Raw genomic sequence first — 18,244 nt, 5'->3', positions numbered from 1 at the left:
AAAATCTTTACACCCCAACTCACCGGCCCGACGGACCGCAGCGGCATCCCGCACGACCAGCCAGGCCAGCAGCCGATTGCGCGCGCCGGCCGGAGATGCGAAATGAGGAGCGCACCGTCCTATGGCGTCCGTAGTCGCCGGAGTGCTGCGAACGCCGGCGTCCGACTTACGGCCCGTGCGTATGGCAAGGCCCGAATCGGCACCTATGCCGAGAAGGCCGACGGCCACATCACCGTCGAATCCGACGCGGAACGTCTGGTAGCGCACATGCTGTGCATTGACCCGCGCGTGCGCTCTTTCAGACAGCAACCGTTCACCGTCGACCTGGTCGGTGAACGGTTGCTGTTTACGCGTGAGGAACTATCCGAAGCACGCAAGATGCGCAGCGGTCGCGCCGGGGAGGTCGAGTACACGCCTGACTTCGCCACTGTTCAGGCCGACGGCCTGCAGCGTGCATACGAGGTCAAACTGCAGGGCTTCGAGGGCGATGAGCGGTACTGGGCCAAGGTCGAGCGAGCCCGGGAAATCATGGAGGCGTACTGCTATCCGCTCTCCACGGTGGTCGTGCCCGCGGATGAGTGGCACCCGGCCGTTGTCAACGCCCAACTGTTGAAGCCGGCGATAGCTCGGGCCCACGAACACCTGACGGCGGACATCATTGACCGGGTCGAACGCTATTGCGAATCCGGTCCGGCGCTGCAGCGTGCACTGTGCGCCGACCTCGAGATTCCGACGGGCCTGATTCCGTCATTGCTCGCTGTCGGTGTACTGCAAGCAGACCTCGCGCATCACCACATCTGCGCGACGCTCGAACTGTCGGCCGCATATGGTGACCTGAGCCACCTCTATTTGATTGAGGAGCTGCGGTCATGATGTCCGACCTGCGTGCCGGAGACAAGTTGGCGCTTCCCGGGAAAACGGACAGCTACTTCGAGGTGATAGATGGTCGCCTCCACGCCGGCGCCATCCAGCTATTCGATGTCGAGAAAAGTGAAGCCCTCTACGTCAAATACGATGACATCCGCGCACAGATTTCGGAAGGCAGGCTGGTCCTGCATCGAAAGGGAATGCCACGCGTCAGCATTGCCGCCCAGTACGACAATCCGGAATTGCACGGCAAGGTCTGCCTGCTGAACGACACACTGCGGCGTATTGATGCCATCCGTGACCAACGCGGCTTGTCGTTTAACGCAGCGATTCCGCTGGCCCGCGAAGCTTATCTGATGGAAAACGGTGACAAGCCCGTTCGCTCGTTTCCTTCGCGCGCAACCTTGTACCGAGCTCACTGCAATCAACTGCTCGGCCTTCCGGTCCTCAAGGGGGACAAGAACAAGGGCAATGCGACGGCGAGGTATTCGAAGGACCTTATCGAATTCGTCGAAGAGGTCATCCAGAACGAATTCCTGGTCACCGATTCCAAGTGGACGGTTCTCGACGTGACAAGATACGTCAATCGTGAAGGTCGTCGTCGAGGCCTGCATGTGGCTAAGCACGCCATCAGCCGCAAGTTCGTGTGCGCCGCAATTCGCGGCTTGACCGTCGATGCTCAATACGACCGGATGGACCCGCTCAATCGGGTCGCCGGCAAGTCGTTCGCGAAGAAGCGTATACGGGCAGCGTTCCCGTTCGCCCGCATTGAGCAGGATGCCCTCCATCTGCCATTCGTTGTGCGCACCCCCCATGGCATTGCCCGAACCACTTATCTGGTGCTCGCAATTGATGTCTGCACTGGATATCCGGTGGGATGGCACCTTGTCATTGGTTCGCCGCGCGAGATGGATTCGCTGTTATGCCTCGAAATGTACCTGACGCCTGCCAAGGCGGCCCGCTTCCAGGAATTTGGCATCGCTCATGCGCTGAATATTTATGGCACGCCCGCACAAGTCATTTTTGATAACGGCCCGGAAACCAAAGGCGGACGAATTGTCGGCCTTGAGCGACTGGGGATGGACGTCAAACACTGCAAGGCGAAGGAGGCTCAAGGCAAGCCATTCATCGAGCGCCTGAACAGAGCGCTCAAGGAGGCATTACAGCTTCTCCCCGGCTGCACGCGCTTCGAAGGAAAGGACGGCATGCGTGACCCAGAGGCGCTGGGCGACGAGTTGATGAGCGTCGAAGCACTCGAGAAGTGGATTGTCAGGTGGCTCTATGAGGATTGGGTCAACAGCCCACTCGACCGGCTGCGTTGGGACGAACTGCTGGTCGACTCGGTCAAGGGAAAGACGCCCCATGAGCGCCTGACTTACCAGACCGAAGAAATGGGCCACCCCATCACCATGCCGCCGCCACGTCGTGAATGGATGGCGGCACTGTTCGAACATAAGAAGTGCGTCTTGAGCGCCAAGACGGGAATCACGCTTGAACATGGATTCAGGTACCGCGGTGAAGCCATGTCGTATTTGTTAGCCAGGTACGGCGACCGTGCGCAGCTCCACATAGTCTACAACCCGGACGATTTCCGCCAGGCGTACGTGTACGAGGGAGATGACCTTCCGCTCGTCACGCTGACGCACGAACACGTTCGCCCGGACACCCCGGCATGGACTTTTTCGGAGGCCAAAGCCCGATTCGATGCGGGCATGGATGACTGGACAGTTCCGGACGAAAAGGTGCAATTCCAGCGCGACATGGACGAGGCCGTCACCCAAAACGGGACAGCCAAAAAGCGAAGAAGCCGCGGTAAGCGCGAAGAAAATCAAGAAACCGTGCGGCGCGCAAAAGAAGGAACAGCGGTCCAGCGAGCCATCGGCCGACCGCTATCTGCGGCAGCGCCGTTCGGGCCATCACCTTCGACCAATCCGTCGCTGCCGGCGGAAGACCTTCAGTTTGATGCCATCTCGTACGAAGACGCACCCGTGATGGACATCGTGAACAGAAACACCGGAGAAAAACTGCTGTGACGCCAGCCCAACAACTGCGCAGGGACATTGAGGCCTGCGAACTCGCTCATCCTATGTTCGTGGAGCATCTCACTGCGCTCAAACGACGAATCGACGACGCGCTTAATGGCTTCGCACCCAAAGTCGTTCGTGTTCCTGGTCCGAGCGGTGTGGGCAAGTCTTCGCTCATCGCCAAACTGTCTCGTGACTATCCTGAAACTCGTATCGATGGGCGGCGCCATGTGCCCGTGCTGGTTGTCAAGGTACCCCAATCCGCAACGGCCAAGCTGCTTCCTAAAAGTGTGCTGCGTGCGTTGGGCATCCTGGTTCCTGGCAGCATGACAGCGGGTGCGATGTTCGACTTGATGGTGACGCAGCTTCGCCTGGCCGGCACACGTATCGTGATTTTTGATGAGATATCGCACCTCGTTGATGAAGGGTCTAGGGTGCCTCCGCGCGCCGCTAGCGATTGGCTCAAGACCCTAACAGACACGCTCGGCATGACGCTGATTCTCTTCGGCATTCCGCGGCTCGAGAAACTTTTTTTAGCAAACGAGCAGCTGCGTCGCCGCGCTTGCCCTGCTCGCAATTTTCTACCGTACGACGCGAGCATTGCTGACCAAATGGCTGCCTACATCTCATGTGTCGTGAATTACGCGCGCCTGTTCGCTGCGGCTGGCTATCCCATTGACGTGCCCGCCCGCGTGTTGACGCAGCAAAGCTATTTGCTCACCGGCGGCCTAGTTGGGGTCCTCGCTGACTTCATGCGTGAGCTGGCGAGCTTGATGGCACACGAGGCACCGCGCGCCATTACATACGTCGACTGCCAAAAGGCGCTTGAAGAGGTCAGTCACGCAGGGTCACCGCACAGACGGGCATTCCAGGATTCTGGCATCGATGACGCAGGCGTGGAGCCAGCTGCGTTGAAACAGGCATACGTTCAAGTCCTGACCAGTAATGCAGCGTCCATACCAGTTCGGAAAAAATCAGGAGACAAACAATGAGCCTCGTTCTCACCTACGCTCCCCGGGACGACGAGTCGGGGATGGGCTACTACCGACGCCTTGCCGCAGACAATGCGCTTTTCAATTGGCGCGACCTCGCGAGTTCGGCGGGCGTCGAGCGCAATCGCCGCGCCTTGCTCACACGTACGGACGATGTAGCGCGTAACCTCGGCCTGGAACCGGCATGGGCCGAACGCACCAGACATCAGGAACATCTCTGCCGGGATTGGGGACGTCTGCACCGTGCGCAATCTGATGCTGTGTGTCCGGCGTGTCTGGCTGAATCGCCTTACCTACGACACCACTGGGAACACGCCTATGTCACAGCATGTCCGCAACATAAAATTCTGCTGGTCGACCAGTGCAACGCGTGCGGCACGCACCTTTCACCGGAGCGGCTCTACATTGGATTGTGCTCGTGCGGTCATGACTTGAGCAGCATGCCGCGTGTGCCGGCAAGCCCGGCGCAGCAGTGGCTATCGACGCTGATTGCGAGCAACGGGCAGCAGGCTGGCAGCGCGAAACCCTCTCTGCACGACGTGGACATCAATGTGCTGGTGAAGGTTATCCGTACACTCTGTCAACATGCGGCCCCGACGCACCCTGGGTTGCCGCGCAGCGCGGCATTACCGAAATTCGTCACGGAGGCGGTCGAATATCTCTCGCCGCTCGAATCCTTGCTAGCCGACTGGCCAACCGGTTTCCGGCATCACGTCGAGCAACGCATTGCCGCCGGCCGCAAGGACGCACGCACGCTGAACACATTGCTGGGCGACTGGTACGTAAATTTGCGCAAGGTATGCCAGGGCACGAAGCTCGAGCCCCTGTTGCAAATCATCATCGATGTCGCGGCCCAGAAGTCCGATTGCGTCTTGGGCCTGGATTCGGCCAAGGCAATAGCCGAGGATGCGACTGGATACATGCGTGCGCCGGACGCCGCAAAGGCCATCGGCGTCAGCGTTTCACGCCTCCATGGCTCCATTCTTGCCGGCGAGTGCGAGCACCGTGCACGGCGCACCGGCACGCGTGGTCAGTTATTCGAAATTCCGTGCGCTGAAGTCGAACGCATCCAACAACAACGCGCTGAATGGATTTCCGATAGGGACGCCTGTGAAGTCGCGGGCGTTCCACCTGCCGTACTCAAACGCATGAAAGCAGCGGGTGTAATCCGGTCAGACGTCCGCTGGCGGGAAGACCTGATGAAGGGCGGCCCGGTCGAGCACCAATCCATACTGGATTTGTACGAGCGGGTCGACCAGCGGGTCGAACCTGCTGCCATTGCCGATGATTCGACGCTCACGTGGGCGGAAATGACCAGCCGACGTATGGGTGACCAGCGGGCTATCGAATCGCTGATGCAGGCCATCGCAAACGGCAACGTGAAAGCCATCAAGCACGCTCCGACACTGGGCGAATTGTCCTTCTTGATGGCTGACGTGTCGCAGTATTTCGGTACGCCGCTGCTCGAATCCGGCATGTCGATTCAGCAGCTCGCGAAAGCGACCGGCTGGAAATGGGAGTCCATTCAGCATTGGGTGGACGAAGGATTACTCGCGTCCGTGTCGATTCAACGACGCGGCCAACCTTGCCACGTCGTGCTACCGCACCAGTTGCTGGCGTTCAGGCAGACCTACGTCCCGCTGGCGGACCTGGCGCGTGCCATGGGTACGACGTCGTCGGCGTTGTCGCGCCTGCTGCCCCGCGTCGAACTGGTCGGTGCGAAACGGCTTCCTGATGGCGCAATGCGGGGCGCCCTGATTTGTATCGCTGACCTCGGCCAGTTAGCCGTTATCGGAGCAAGAGCTGGGCACGACCTGTTTGTTCCTGCATCGTTGGCGCAATAAGAAAGCGATACGTCGAACCGACAGTGTGCTTCAAGCGGCGATGTAAGCGCCGTTCGGGACGTGGTTCGACTCTCACGTAGTGCAGCCCGGTCCAAGTGACTGAGCAGAAGGATGTGACTTTCCACCACTAGGAGACTGCGATGCCCATCTGGAAACCACGCCCCGCGTCCGAACTGCCGAAGATTTCGTTATCTCGATGGTGCATATTCGAAACGCAGAATGGGAGCCGACATTTTGTTGGCGTGGATATGCTGGACTCGTCGGGACGAGTCAGCTCTCAGATTTTGACGTTCGACCGGGTCAGTTTGCAGGGGGTGACTCAATCGGGACGCGTTTACGAACTGGTCGGCAAGAAAGGCTGGTCGCTCGATGGCGAGTACATCTGGAAAAGATGGTGCGAACTGAACGAGGTGACGTCATACACCGACGTCACTGAACGCCTGCTTGATGGAGGTGATGATGACGACCCCGTATGAACGTACGAAAGCCGTCATTGAGACGCGCGAGCTCCTGAAGCTGCTTGCCTCTTGCGACGACCTCGCTAGCCGTAGTGCAGTTCAAGCAATCGCTGTACGGTTGCTTCGGCACTACCCGCTCGATGTCGACCTAGGGGTTTCGGCAGCAGCATTGCCCGGACTCTGGGCCGCACCTCAGCACCGATGAAGTGCAGACGAGGGCGGTCGGCAGTGGGGCCGACTGCGAGAGCAATGCAGGACGCGCTCGATACGGTGATGACTTGCCCTGAAGAACGTGCTGCCAGCGAAAGGCATCTGCAGTTGATAGGGCATGGGACAAAATCATCGGCTGAGGGGCGCTACCTGCTCTGATAGACGATGAAGGTAGTCTTTTGCGGTCTACCTGCGTCACATCGGCAACACAGCAGGTAGCGGCTGCCGCTCGTTTCACAACGATTGCGACTATCCCAAAGCGGCTCAGCCTTGAGCATATCCGTGGGTCTGAGTCGCTGGGTGGTGAGGCTGAGCCCAGCCCTCCCTACGGCACCAATGCCCGGGAGAACCTTCCACTCGACCTCTCCACCCACATTGTCACCGGTATGGAGCCGCCTCGCCCGCCAGCCTATACGCGCCCTCCGGGACGCTAGCTTCGCCATCCCGTTGCCGATATCTCAGACGCTATCCCCGCAGTCTCGGCTTTCCCCTGCGCGCTGCCGGTGGATTCCCCCGTTCACGCAAGCGGCATTGCATCGTGCGGCCGAAGCCAACCAGGCGGGTTGGGCGGCACTCCTGCCCGGCGGCTCGATGACTCGGCGGGCAAGCGCGAATGCAATGCAGAACGGTATAGGGGTCTCCGAGGGCCGCCCCCCAGGAACACGTCACATAAAAACTTCTTATCGAAAACGAAGTCTTTATAGCGTGAATTGGTTTTTATGAACGGTCCAACATGACGCTCGCGGGCGATATACGGAGCGCAGGTGCTCATCCCGTGCCGTTCAGCGCCCCGAGTAGACGCATGACTTCCGCACTTGCATCCGGGCTCCGACGAACGGACGTTCCGGAGAGGAGCAATCAGCGCAGGCTGTGTCCATCTGGCCTCGGTTAATTGGCTCACCACAAAAGGCAATATCTTGCCCATTAACTGAAGATTTCCAGTTCAATCGGCAAAATATTGCCTATAATTTGACGCATGGTTGACGCGACAATTCACGTGGGAAATCAACGATGCGCATCCGAACGGTCCAGGAGTGGGAAATCGAGTTGGGCGATAGCTTGAGAACGCTGCGCCTTCATCGAAATCTTGACCAAGCGACGCTGGCGGCACGAGCAGGCATCAGCGTACGTTCGCTCCGGAATCTCGAGAGCGGAAACGGTTCGTCCTTGCATACGCTTATCGAGGTCGTACGCACCTTGGGCCGCGAGTCCTGGCTCGAGCTGATTGCCCCCATCCCAACTATCAATCCTGTGATGATGACCAGGCATGCGATTCCGAGACAGCGCGCTAGTAAACCTCGGCGAAAGCCGCCGTCACAAGCGACATGATAGCGCCTGACATCAGATTGTTTTTCCGCGCATTACCCAGAAACTTATGTGAAAATCGGGTACACATCCAAGATTCGCAACGACATCGATTATTTTAATTCACCGATTAATGTTGCTCCAATAAATCTATCGAGCAATATGGAAATTACTTCTACTTTGCACGCCCCCAACGCAACATTTTATTATCTTGTTGGCATAGGATGTGACACTCGAGTTGCCGCAAATCTATCGGTTAGGTACTCGATAGAAGATTTACGGAATTTGTCCGCATCGAAGCTCATGCAGTTGGGCTTGCCCGAATCGGTCATCTCGTCATTGAATAAGCGACGAACACCTGTACCAGAAAAAACACTACGGCAGGTGCTCGCGAGCAATCTCGAGCTATGTTGCGTTTGCAGAAAGCGGGGACTTGGGGTCGTGATTCATCACATCAAAAAATATAGCATTTCCAAAAACCATGATATCTCCAATCTTGCCGCATTGTGCACGGCACACCACTCAAAAGCTCACGCCAACTTTGAGTTGGAGCAGAATTTGACGCCTGAGCGCATAATAAATTACAAAAAGAAATGGGAGAAATCTTGCGAATCCATTGAGCGGTGGATTCTCGAGTCTGCGGCCAGGCGGATTTATGAAGCACGCTGGGACTGGGTAAACTTTCGTCGTGTTCTGCAAAGCACGCTTGAATTCCCCGATTTTCCGACGGGTCTGGCGCGCGAGAGATTGACCGAACTTGGAATTCTGAATGAACATGGACATTTCGTCGACGAGAACTGGCAGGCGCCCCGCGACAACGGAGGGTACTTTGTAAGTGGCGACAAGCAAATCTACCTCGCCGCCTACATCACTCAACTGATTGAATTGCTGGCACGAAATAGGGCGGTCCTAGATATCACGCCTTATCTGAACGAACCCAAGCTTTTGACGGAATTGGTCACGAATGGAGATTTTATATCTGTAAAGCTAGACTTCTTCTACACCCCAGACAAAGAGTCCGAGGGAAACGAAGAATCAATGATGATGGCAAGGGCACAGACGAGAGATGTGTTAGTGGAATTTCCATATGACCCATGGTTCTGCCTGAGCAGCACGAGTCGGAGTATCCACTATCACCGTGACTCGCCTACAAAGCAGGTCTTATTCGGAATGGTCAGGTCAATAAAAAAAGAACAATTTAGAACGCACGTACTCGTTTCCCCGATTGGTACAAGTCCGAAGTTCGACCCACGAGACCGACTGCTGGGAGAATTCTATCCCGTAACTGCCGCCGACCGCAGGTTTCATCTGAAGTCGTGAGGCGAAAGCAGTTTGTGTCTTGCAAAAGGGCCGAAAGTTGTCGCCTTGAGCTGATGGTCCCTGTTTGACTAGAGGACCGCGTTGACTTGCTGCTGGTCGAGAGAAATGGTTGCAATAATAGATTCGAACTCCACCATCAAGTCAGGATGGTGTTGCGCAACGTATTGCCGAGCAGATTCGTTTTCGAGGAGCTTGGCCAGATATCCCTTTGCGAGCACCAAATTCAACACGTCCTGGCCGTATGTCTGTTCCACGAGCTTGTACTGTGCCTGCAGATTGCTCATCTCTCGCTCCATTCTGGCCATCTGCTCCGGGCTAACACCGTTGAGTTTTCGTGGCTTCTTTTCACCCACAAGACGCGCTGCAGGCGTTGCCACCAACAATGCCTCTGCGTAGGCGACCGACACGTTGTTCGCAGCCACCATCAGTTCAACGCATTCGACCTGCCGCGTAGGTTTCATTTTGCGAAGCGCACGGACAAGCTCTGGCGAGAATTGCCGGTCTCCCAGAAGCTCAGCCGCTTCCGGACAAATGCCGTCGAGCAATGACATCTTCTTCACTATCTGCGACACATTGACGGAAAGAGCCTTCGCCAATCGTTCGGGTGATACGCCTCGGTCAATCACTCGCCGAATCATGTGATGCTCCTGCACTGTGGAGAGGCGGTTGACACGATTGTTATAGGTGTAGCTCTCGTCGTCGGTCGCGACAAGACAAGCAACCTGCTCGTGGCCCAACTCCTGGATAGCACGCAAACGTAGATGCCCGTCTAGCAGGATGTGCTGCCCCGACGACTGGTTCACCGGCGTTACCGAGAGCGGTTCGATAAGGCCCACCTCCTCAATGGAGGCTTTTATCTGCTTGAATTTTCGCGATTCAACCACGGGTGTCGGTACTCTGCGCGAAGGCAAGATGCCGGTGACCGGCAGCGACAATGGCTCGGGGATGAACCCAAGAATTACGCCTGTCATGTGGCACTCCCGCTTGGCCAGACGCGTTCGGCAAGATACTTCGGCAGACTTGCCAGTCCCTCCGCGCGCAACAGGTTAACGAAGTTCTCGTCGGCAAACAGTTGCCGCAATGCGCCGACCACAAATAACAACCGTTGCTGCGCGAACTCCGCTTTTCTCACCATCGACTTCTGACGCTCGACCTCGCGTTCATACGTCCGCACGAGGCTCGACGTCGTGACGGCGGCGGACTTGCTCGACATATTGTGCGCGGTGCTCTTTCCGAGTGCTTTTCTGCGCTCGATGACGCGGCGAGCACTCATCAGTTGCTTGCCCCGCAATTTTCCCGACTCATAGGCCTCTTGGAGCGCTGCCTGTATTTCAGCGTCGTCGTCGCCGGCACCAACAATCATGAGAGCCGCATTGAGGGGAACGAGGCCTTTCTCCACTGCAACGACAAGTCGCTCTTCTCCCTGGTGCAATAGCGTGAGGATGCCGTGAACGTAGGTCGATGTAAGACCCGTTTTTTCGGCAATGACTTTCGGCGCATAACCCTGCTCCTGCAGTAGCCGAATGCCGGCAAGCCGCTCGATGGGCCGACATTGTCTGCGCGCGATGTTTTCCGTCAGACTCATTACGTACGCATCCTCGTCGCTCACATGCACCACGAGTGCGGGAATAGTCGCTTCCCCTAGCGTGCGAAATGCCTTCAATCGCCCCTCGCCACATACAAGCAGGTATTTTTCTATGCCCGTAGCCGTCACTCGCGGAGTGACCAGGATAGGTTTCTTCAGGCCGATGGTCTTGATATTGTCGACGATTTCGTTGAAGACCCGACCATTGCGCTCTCTCGGATTAATGACTTCAATCTGAGAGACCGGAATCATCCGAATTTCTCCAGGCTGCTGTCGCGAGTTCACGCTACTCTCCTGAGACGAGCGCGCTCGGCCATTCCATACAAGTAGTCCAACGTGTCAAAGCGATAGCTCTCGAACTCGATTGGATTTTGGTCGGCGAGATGAATACGCGGTTGCACAAAATCGAGACGCGGCAACAGGTAGTAGTCGAGCGTCGATGCGTTCGCCTGGTCGAGCCGAACCGCAACGGTGATGTCCGGCAGAAGACTCGTATCGAAGCGCACCTTCCAATGATTTCGGCCATTGCCATGCGCCTGGCACCGTGCGAGCACAATACACGCTGTGAACTCGTCGTTCACTGTCAGTAGGTCGGTTGCGGTGTCGCGTATCATCGTGCCGCCCAAATCGGCTATTTTCTTCTCCGTCTGCGCGACAATTTCTGGATGCAATTGTCGCAAGAAGCGATTGGTCTCAATGTAACGATAGTCTCGACCAGGAGTGAAACCGACAGTCTGATAGGCACGGATTAAACTGCCAAAGCGATAAACATAGACCGACGTAGAAGGCATGCCGTCTGTTTCGTCAATCACCACGCCAGACAGGAATCCGCGGGCACGGTACAGGTTGCGCAATCGCTCAATTAACTCCTCATTTGAGTAGTGACGTGCTCTCGCTCTCATGATGCCCTGAGCGGTATAGAAGGTTTCGCTCGGAACAAGTGCCTGAAATGCTCCCTCCTTTCGAATCCACATGTCGGGGGTGTTCATCACACGCATCTTTTTCAGCTTGAATGACACTCGGTTGTATACGTTATTGCCAATGTATTTTTCGTTGGTCAATACCTCCCGTACCGTCGCCCGCGTCCACTCGCGGTCAAGGTCAGTGCGCACATTCATACCGTTAAGGCGAGCTGCAATCTCGTATTCGTCGAGCGATTCGTCGATAAACCAGTTATAGATTAAATTGACGATTCGCACCTCGCTTTCCGGCCCCGGCATCAGGACAACCCTGTCCGTCTGCAGGCTTTTATGTTCGCCTCGACGCAGCTCCGCTTTCATGAGACCGTGCTCGTCGACCAATACTCGACGCAACCCATAGCCTGCTGGGCCTCCTTGCCGGAAACCCTTTTCAATCAAACGACACTGGCCGGCAAACACCTTCGCAGACAGTTCTCGGCTGTACTCGCCGGCCATTGCGCGCTTCACCCCCTTCACAATGGTCGAGACTGGCGACCCGTCGTTCTCGAACTGCTCGGCGCAGTACGCAACCTGAATTCCCGCACGGCGGCAAATGTATTCGTAGTACGCACTCTCGTCGGCATCCTGGAATCTGCCCCAACGACTCACGTCATAGACGAGGATTATGCAGAAATCAGCCTTCCCATTCGTCACATCGGAAATGAGATTCTGAAGTGCTTGGCGACCGTCGATTCGAAGACCGCTTTTCCCTTCATCGGCATATGTGCGCACGATGTCGAATCCGCGACGGGTTGCGTAGTCTCGAATCCGGTCGCGCTGATTCTCAGTCGAATACTGTTGGTGTTCCGTGGACATGCGGACGTACTCAGCTGCCCGTCCTGCCAGGGAGCTGGCTACGCTTGGTGCACCTGCGCTGTTGAATGACATTCTCCGCTCCACAACTCAGACACAGACACGCAGCAGGCACCATGCGCAGGGAGAAGCCCGAATGCGAACGCCGCGTCCTCAAATCGGGGCGTGGCGCTCTAAAGCGAACGGTGACAAGGCAAAGGTAGCAGGCCGGACGCCTACGCGTAACACGTCATCTCTTTGCAATCAGACCGGCGGCGCCGTCGGCGCAGACAGCACGGTTATATGGACGGTCCACGCGTCCATCTTTGCAACGTTGGCGTCATCCGCGTGGCACAGGACGTAGAAGCCCGAGCCTAGGGACTGCGGACGCCCTGACACGTCCATCTTTGCAATCGGCCTGAAATTCCGCCGTTCGTTGCGCGTCTGCTGCATGCTGCTATTGCGCTCGCGATACGCCGAATGCGAGGCTCGATATTCGCGCCAGTAGCCGTGCCCCGCGCACCATCTGGCCTGCGCCCGTGCCTGGTTGTCGCGATAGTCGCTGTCGATACGGAGCCGGTGGTTCTGCCAGTCACGTCGACGGGCTCGCTGGCAGGATTCCGATGAGCAATAGCGCTGACGGGGAACGTGCGGCAGCGGCACGAACGCGGTGCCACAGGCGAGACAGAGGCGTGGCGATTTCATGAGTGCCCTCCAGGCCAGGTTGCGACGAGCGGACGCCGGCGCCTCGACCAGCCACCGACGGCACCGGCGCGGGCCGAGATAGAGAGGGGCTTATTCAGTAGCTGCTTCGTTAATCGGCCAGCGTGATTTGCTTGGCGTGTTTGTAGGCCGGTCTCCGAAACTTGGACATTTCTTGACTGCCGGCGTGCAAGGAGAGGCTTCGTCCGCCAGCACAAATCGCTTAAATTGCCTTGCCGGACGCGCAGTTTTTTGCGGTACCTTGTACGAACCTGAGGGAGCGATGCTTGTGGGATAGGACCCGTCCCGTCACAAGCTCAGGCACAAGTCCGAGGTGGCCTGGACGGTTCTTCTCGATTTATGCGTCCACTTTCTCTGATTATGGGTCCGCTCTCTGCTCAGAATCCTTATTCCATAAGGCGCGATTTCTCGCGATATGAGTCTTTCTACACGTCGCGCTCTAGCTCCAAGGATGCGTGGTTGGTAGGCTACCCACCCTAATCCGCATATCATTCTCTCCCCTTAAAATCAATACGGTCTACCACGCATTCCAAAAAAGCTATTTAGATCTTTTAGAAAGAGCCCAATTTCTCCAATCTCGAGGAATTGGGTTTTTTTTGGCAAAAAAATCTACAGTGTCAACAATCTTCTTAATAAGGGGGTGTACGCGGCATACGCTCTGCGTTAAAGTTTCGTTCGCTGAAGGAGAATTACAATGACATTCGTCGCAAACACGCTTGACATCGCCCACGAAGCGATGCAGCAGCATGACTACACGCTCACCGAAAAATTTGCAACTGTTATCAGGTTTCTTATTAGTCAGCCTGACATGGCAATAGTGTTTAAGGGCGCCAAGGCTCCACCAGTTGGGTCACCCGAATATATTCGTCGATTGGCGACTGTATTCTCAAATGAGCGACGACCGAGAACTCCGCAGGCCCCTAAAACCATTCCCGATGCAATGGTATCGGTCATACTCGTATCGTACTTCAACATCAATCAAGATGACGCCGAGCGTATAAAGCACGAGCACCTTCTATCCATGGGCGCGGAAAATATGGTCGGACATCTCCTCGAGAGATATCTAGCTTCCGTTCTAGAACCGAAGGGTTGGGTGTGGTGCTCAGGATCAATTGTAAAATCAGTGGATTTTATTAAACCATCGATCGACGTCAATGGCGAACCAAGACTTATCCAGGTAAAAAATCGCGACAATTCAGAAAACTCATCGTCCTCCGCAATACGCAACGGAACACCGATTGAGAAATGGCATCGAAGTTTTTCTAGAGTAGAAAGAACAAACTGGGGAGCATTTCCGGACACCGAATTCCGAAAAATTATTAATGAAGATGAATTCAAAAAATTCGTCGAAAACTATCTTCGGGTGCATCGACAATGATCAATAATCACCGAAACACGAGAATATCGCACGACACCGAAGATAGAGCGTGGTGGTATATCCACGGACAATTACTAGAAGATCAGTTCGTTCAAATCTGCCGCAACAAACTAAACATCGATGCCGAAATCAACCCACAGAAATCCCACGACAATACCGCACCTGATTTATTAGTTTCTGGAGTTCTAGCCGATCTAAAAACGCAGAATACACCATTCTTTACAGCAGGACGCTACGGAATGGATCCGCGCTTTACCGTTACCTTCAACCGAAAGGATTACGATCGCTACAACTCACTCTATCCAGAAATTGCCATATACTTTTGGATAGATTGGGCACAAACACAATACAGAGATATCCAAGTAGATTACCTCGGTGGAATTTTCACTCTTCCATTTCATGAGGTTTCTGCTATGATAGATAATGGTGTTCCAGAACATCATTATGCTCGCCGAACGGATCCATCCGATAGAAATGCAAAATCATCGTTCCTACTTGATATTCGGCGCTTCGATGCACTTTTCTTGACGGAAACACAAAAGGGCGCATTCTAGGTTATACGTCATGGGATCCTTCAACTTGCCCACAACGCCACAGCGCTCCCGAATCATGTCCGCCATACGCGGGCGAGATAACATATCCACCGAGCGGAGAATGGTGAAAATTCTCCGTTCCCAGAAAATATCAGGCTGGCGCCGCCATATGAAACTTCCAGGCTCGCCAGATTTCGCATTTCCAGTAGGTCATGTAGCTGTATTCGTTCACGGATGCTTCTGGCACGGCTGCCCACGTTGCTATAAAGAGCCTAGGAGCAATGTCGAGTATTGGCGAGAAAAAATCGCCCGCAACAGAAAGCGAGATGCAAAAGTAGCTCGCCAATTGCGGCGTCTTAGTTGGCGTGTACTTAGTTTCTGGGAACATTCTCTTGGAGACGCCGACGCTGTCGCAGCACGAATACGACGTGCCCTTATTAACCGTTTAGGCTAACCATTCCGTCAGATATTTTTTTAGCGATCCAGCCTCCTCAAGTATTAGCATAGCATCTTCAACAGAAATGCGCTTTACCCCTCGCTGAAACACACACCCCCATTTAGGATTATTTTTTGGAAAAAATTCCAACCGATCCTTTACTCTGGCAATTGGCAATGGTATCGGGAAAAATTCCGTTGAATGAAGCGACAGTACCGCAGCGGGCGGATTCGTAAGAGCATCGCCATCGGCTTGATAGCTACGATCCTTGAAATCGACCTCGCCTGCCTCCGCTGCAGCAATAAAACGCTGACCTCCGGGACCTGCGAGATAGACGATAAGTGCGTCACCCGGTCTGATCTCTGCCTTATGCGGGGTATTGATATAAAGTCCCCACTTGCCAGCGTTCAATCTGCGGCGAGCCAATTCTTCCGCGTGGATGACTCCGCCATCAAGAAGTTCAGCCTTGGATGCAATAAGAATGAAGGCCGTTTTTCCTCGTACCATTTTCACACCATTTCTGTCGAGAAAAGAGCAAGTTGTTGGTCTTCTAGTTTCTTCTTTTTCCGGCGTGCAGGCTTAGGCTGCGTCAGCATAGCAGATTGCTCAACGCTCACCTCCGAAATGTTGTCCAAATCCATGGCGGTACGCGTTCGCATTTCCCACGAAACGTCGTCGGTATCCTTATAACGGCTGAAGCGAAATCCGATGGGCGGGGCCTTCGAACGACCGTCGATATGGTCAAGGATAGCGCGCCCCACCGCCTCACCTAGTCCCACCGGAACAGCGTTACCGATTTGCTTATAGCGATCCGAAAGGGAACCACAAAACACCCAGTCGTCTGGGAACTGCTGGATTCGTGCATACTCCTGCACAGATAGCGGCCTGTCTTCCGTTGGATGGCAAATATCGGTAGCGGGCATTGTCGGTGACGTTACCAGCGTACAAGACGGTTTATCCCAAGCCAAACGACGCAGAAATCCCGTCTTTCCACCTCCGGAATCGAGGGATCCACCAAGTGCCTCGCGGTGAAGATGCTTAGGTAGGTGCTTCCAGTACTGGCCGGGGCCAAGCATCCGATAAAAACGCAGGCGCTCCTCCGGAAATTCTTCGTGGTCACTAGCTGTCACGTTCCCCCCCTCAAGCGCGTCACGCAATGTCCGCCATTTCGGCAGTCCAAATGCGCCACTCTCTGAGTGAGTTGGAACCAGATGTGGCAGCCGCTCACCATCCCGAGAACAAAGGATAATTACTCGCTCACGTGACTGAGGTACCCCAAAGTTTGCAGCGTTATAGAGATTAAACGACACTCCATAGCCACCTGAGCGAAGCATGCTAACGACGTGCATAAGGGCACCCCCTGCGCACTCCTCGGGATCCGGCCTCCAATCTGAACCGCGCTCCGAATGGGGCGTATGTACCATGGGTGCAGACAACAATCCTCGAACGTTCTCGATCACGGCAAATCGCGGACGCACCTCAAGAATAAGGTCGATGTAGCGCAACAGCGCGTTGCCGCGCTCATCGTGAAACCCGCGTCGTGCACCTGCCGTGGAAAAGGCCTGGCATGGGGGACCACCGACCATGACGTCGACGTCATCACCTGGGCCTAGCCCAGCAGCTTCACGTATCTGTTGCGCATCGTATTTCCAAACATCGCCAAGCAACGCAATATCCGGTCGATTAGCCGTAATCGTACGCCGGCACGTCTTATCGACCTCACACGCAAGCAAAACATGGATACCTGCCTTCTCAAGGCCCAGATCCAGGCCCATCGCACCAGAAAAAAATGAGAGCGCCTTCAGCCTAGGAAGGGGGCCTAACTTACGTTTGCGATCTTCAGGCGGCTTTGCCCCGCCATCTTGCAGGTAAGCCGAAACCGCGCTTTCTGTCGTAAGCCACTGCTTGCCGACCTGGCGACCATTTATGGCACCGTTGCGTAGCAAGGTACGGACACGTTGCTCTGATATGCCAATGCGCTCTGCGGCTTCCTTTGCTGTCAATGCGTCGGGTATCATTTGCGCGTCGTCCTCGAAACAAAATCAATACCCGCAGCAATGTAGCATAGACAGTCGCGTTCGTGCGATCTCAAAATGTGCGCTCCGGGCAACATTCGATCGCTATGGCAAGACCACCAGCTAGCAACCTCACCACCACCCGCCTCTAGGCACTCGTTCCGCCACCTCTCTCGATATCCTTGAAATGGTTTCAGCCGCAGCGACGGTGACCTTCTAGGAATTGGCGAAATAATTAGTGCTCCTATTTGTATATCGATAGGATGCGATTGCTATTTGGATCCAGTTAAGGCAATCGTGGAGAATTGATACCCTGCCCCTCGAGGGAGCCTGACGATTACCTACTTTCACACGGGAATCCGCACTATCATCGGCGTAGAGTCGTTTCACGGTCCTGTTCGGGATGGGAAGGGGTGGGACCGACTCGCTATGGTCATCAGGCAAAGAGGGTTGTCACGTTGCTTCGCAACGCGACCAATCTGGGAAGAAGCAGTAATCTTGAGTTGTGTGTATCACACACGAGAATCCAACTTGTCGCTTTGGATCGCGGCCGGTGCTTTCGCACGGCGCCGATCTACAAGGCAGACTTGTTATAGGATCAAGCCTTACGGGCAATTAGTATCAGTTAGCTGAACGCATTACTGCGCTTACACACCTGACCTATCAACGTCCTGGTCTCGAACGACCCTTCAAGGGGATCTAGTCCCCAGGGATATCTCATCTTAAGGCGAGTTTCCCGCTTAGATGCTTTCAGCGGTTATCTCTTCCGAACATAGCTACCCGGCGATGCCACTGGCGTGACA

17 protein-coding genes and 2 rRNA genes are annotated in these 18,244 nt (G+C 55.3%); 11 read left to right on the top strand and 8 right to left on the bottom strand.

The window, feature by feature from the left end:
* Window positions 1-102: 102 nt before the first annotated feature.
* The 8 genes from B7G54_RS34740 (at window position 103) to B7G54_RS38855 (ending at window position 9,020) form a co-directional block, all read left to right on the top strand.
* Window positions 103-873: a hypothetical protein gene (locus B7G54_RS34740; RefSeq protein ID WP_085043227.1), complete on the top strand. Its 771-nt coding sequence runs from the start codon at window positions 103-105 to the stop codon at window positions 871-873.
* Window positions 870-2,900 carry a DDE-type integrase/transposase/recombinase gene (locus B7G54_RS34735; protein WP_085043226.1) on the top strand — a complete coding sequence of 677 codons (2,031 nt, stop codon included), beginning with the start codon at window positions 870-872 and terminating at the stop codon, window positions 2,898-2,900. The genes B7G54_RS34740 and B7G54_RS34735 overlap by 4 nt, the downstream gene beginning before the upstream one ends.
* On the top strand, window positions 2,897-3,883 hold the full coding sequence (locus tag B7G54_RS34730) for a TniB family NTP-binding protein (RefSeq protein WP_244289470.1): 987 nt from the start codon (window positions 2,897-2,899) through the stop codon (window positions 3,881-3,883). The genes B7G54_RS34735 and B7G54_RS34730 overlap by 4 nt, the downstream gene beginning before the upstream one ends.
* Entirely contained in the window at window positions 3,880-5,727 is a 1,848-nt protein-coding gene (locus B7G54_RS34725; RefSeq protein WP_085043224.1) for a TniQ family protein, read from the top strand. The genes B7G54_RS34730 and B7G54_RS34725 overlap by 4 nt, the downstream gene beginning before the upstream one ends.
* A 140-nt stretch (window positions 5,728-5,867) precedes the next feature.
* Entirely contained in the window at window positions 5,868-6,203 is a 336-nt protein-coding gene (locus B7G54_RS34720) for a hypothetical protein (RefSeq protein ID WP_085043223.1), read from the top strand.
* A complete protein-coding gene (locus B7G54_RS40170; RefSeq protein ID WP_341866407.1) occupies window positions 6,175-6,390 on the top strand; it encodes a BPSL0761 family protein in 216 nt (71 codons plus the stop codon). Before B7G54_RS34720 ends, B7G54_RS40170 begins: the two co-directional genes overlap by 29 nt.
* 1,016 nt (window positions 6,391-7,406) lie before the next feature.
* Window positions 7,407-7,724: a helix-turn-helix domain-containing protein gene (locus B7G54_RS34710; RefSeq protein ID WP_085043222.1), complete on the top strand. Its 318-nt coding sequence runs from the start codon at window positions 7,407-7,409 to the stop codon at window positions 7,722-7,724.
* Window positions 7,725-8,141: 417 nt separating this feature from the next.
* Window positions 8,142-9,020 (top strand): HNH endonuclease signature motif containing protein, encoded by an 879-nt coding sequence (locus B7G54_RS38855; protein ID WP_133059250.1) that lies wholly within the window; start codon window positions 8,142-8,144, stop codon window positions 9,018-9,020.
* A 68-nt stretch (window positions 9,021-9,088) separates the two neighbouring features.
* Here the strand turns inward: B7G54_RS38855 and B7G54_RS34705 are convergent, their stop codons facing one another.
* From B7G54_RS34705 to B7G54_RS34690, 4 genes are all read right to left on the bottom strand, one after another.
* On the bottom strand, window positions 9,089-9,991 hold the full coding sequence (locus B7G54_RS34705) for a plasmid partitioning protein RepB C-terminal domain-containing protein (RefSeq protein ID WP_085043221.1): 903 nt from the start codon (window positions 9,989-9,991) through the stop codon (window positions 9,089-9,091).
* On the bottom strand, window positions 9,988-10,890 hold the full coding sequence (locus B7G54_RS34700) for a plasmid partitioning protein RepB C-terminal domain-containing protein (RefSeq protein WP_085043220.1): 903 nt from the start codon (window positions 10,888-10,890) through the stop codon (window positions 9,988-9,990). Before B7G54_RS34700 ends, B7G54_RS34705 begins: the two co-directional genes overlap by 4 nt.
* Window positions 10,887-12,452, bottom strand: a complete 1,566-nt coding sequence (locus B7G54_RS34695; protein ID WP_085043219.1) for a recombinase family protein — start codon at window positions 12,450-12,452, stop codon at window positions 10,887-10,889. Before B7G54_RS34695 ends, B7G54_RS34700 begins: the two co-directional genes overlap by 4 nt.
* 168 nt (window positions 12,453-12,620) lie before the next feature.
* Window positions 12,621-13,061: a hypothetical protein gene (locus tag B7G54_RS34690; RefSeq protein WP_085043218.1), complete on the bottom strand. Its 441-nt coding sequence runs from the start codon at window positions 13,059-13,061 to the stop codon at window positions 12,621-12,623.
* Between the two features lie 712 nt (window positions 13,062-13,773).
* Between B7G54_RS34690 and B7G54_RS34685 the strand changes: the two genes are divergently transcribed.
* From B7G54_RS34685 to B7G54_RS34680, 3 genes are read left to right on the top strand one after another with little or no spacing between them, the layout of a single operon-like run.
* Window positions 13,774-14,457 carry a SinI family restriction endonuclease gene (locus tag B7G54_RS34685; protein ID WP_085043217.1) on the top strand — a complete coding sequence of 228 codons (684 nt, stop codon included), beginning with the start codon at window positions 13,774-13,776 and terminating at the stop codon, window positions 14,455-14,457.
* Complete coding sequence (locus B7G54_RS38850; protein ID WP_133059249.1) at window positions 14,454-15,011, top strand: hypothetical protein; 558 nt, start codon at window positions 14,454-14,456, stop codon at window positions 15,009-15,011. Before B7G54_RS34685 ends, B7G54_RS38850 begins: the two co-directional genes overlap by 4 nt.
* Window positions 15,012-15,021: 10 nt before the next feature.
* The gene (locus B7G54_RS34680; RefSeq protein WP_085043216.1) at window positions 15,022-15,444 is read left to right on the top strand and encodes a very short patch repair endonuclease; all 423 of its coding nucleotides are present in this window, start codon (window positions 15,022-15,024) and stop codon (window positions 15,442-15,444) included.
* Here B7G54_RS34680 and B7G54_RS38845 read toward each other — a convergent pair.
* The 4 genes from B7G54_RS38845 to B7G54_RS34665 all read right to left on the bottom strand — a co-directional run.
* Window positions 15,436-15,939, bottom strand: a complete 504-nt coding sequence (locus tag B7G54_RS38845) for an EVE domain-containing protein (protein WP_133059248.1) — start codon at window positions 15,937-15,939, stop codon at window positions 15,436-15,438. The genes B7G54_RS34680 and B7G54_RS38845 overlap by 9 nt on opposite strands.
* Window positions 15,936-17,444 carry a DNA cytosine methyltransferase gene (locus B7G54_RS34675; protein WP_085043215.1) on the bottom strand — a complete coding sequence of 503 codons (1,509 nt, stop codon included), beginning with the start codon at window positions 17,442-17,444 and terminating at the stop codon, window positions 15,936-15,938. The genes B7G54_RS38845 and B7G54_RS34675 overlap by 4 nt, the downstream gene beginning before the upstream one ends.
* Window positions 17,445-17,769: 325 nt before the next feature.
* Window positions 17,770-17,882, bottom strand: a 5S ribosomal RNA gene (rrf, locus tag B7G54_RS34670).
* A 153-nt stretch (window positions 17,883-18,035) separates the two neighbouring features.
* Window positions 18,036-18,244, bottom strand: a 23S ribosomal RNA gene (locus B7G54_RS34665); the annotation flags it as partial.

This window comes from Burkholderia puraquae (genome assembly GCF_002099195.1).
Taxonomy (GTDB): Bacteria; Pseudomonadota; Gammaproteobacteria; order Burkholderiales; family Burkholderiaceae; genus Burkholderia; species Burkholderia puraquae.
The sequence above is the reverse complement of the archived record's forward strand: the minus strand, read 5'-3'. Positions and strand labels throughout refer to the sequence as shown.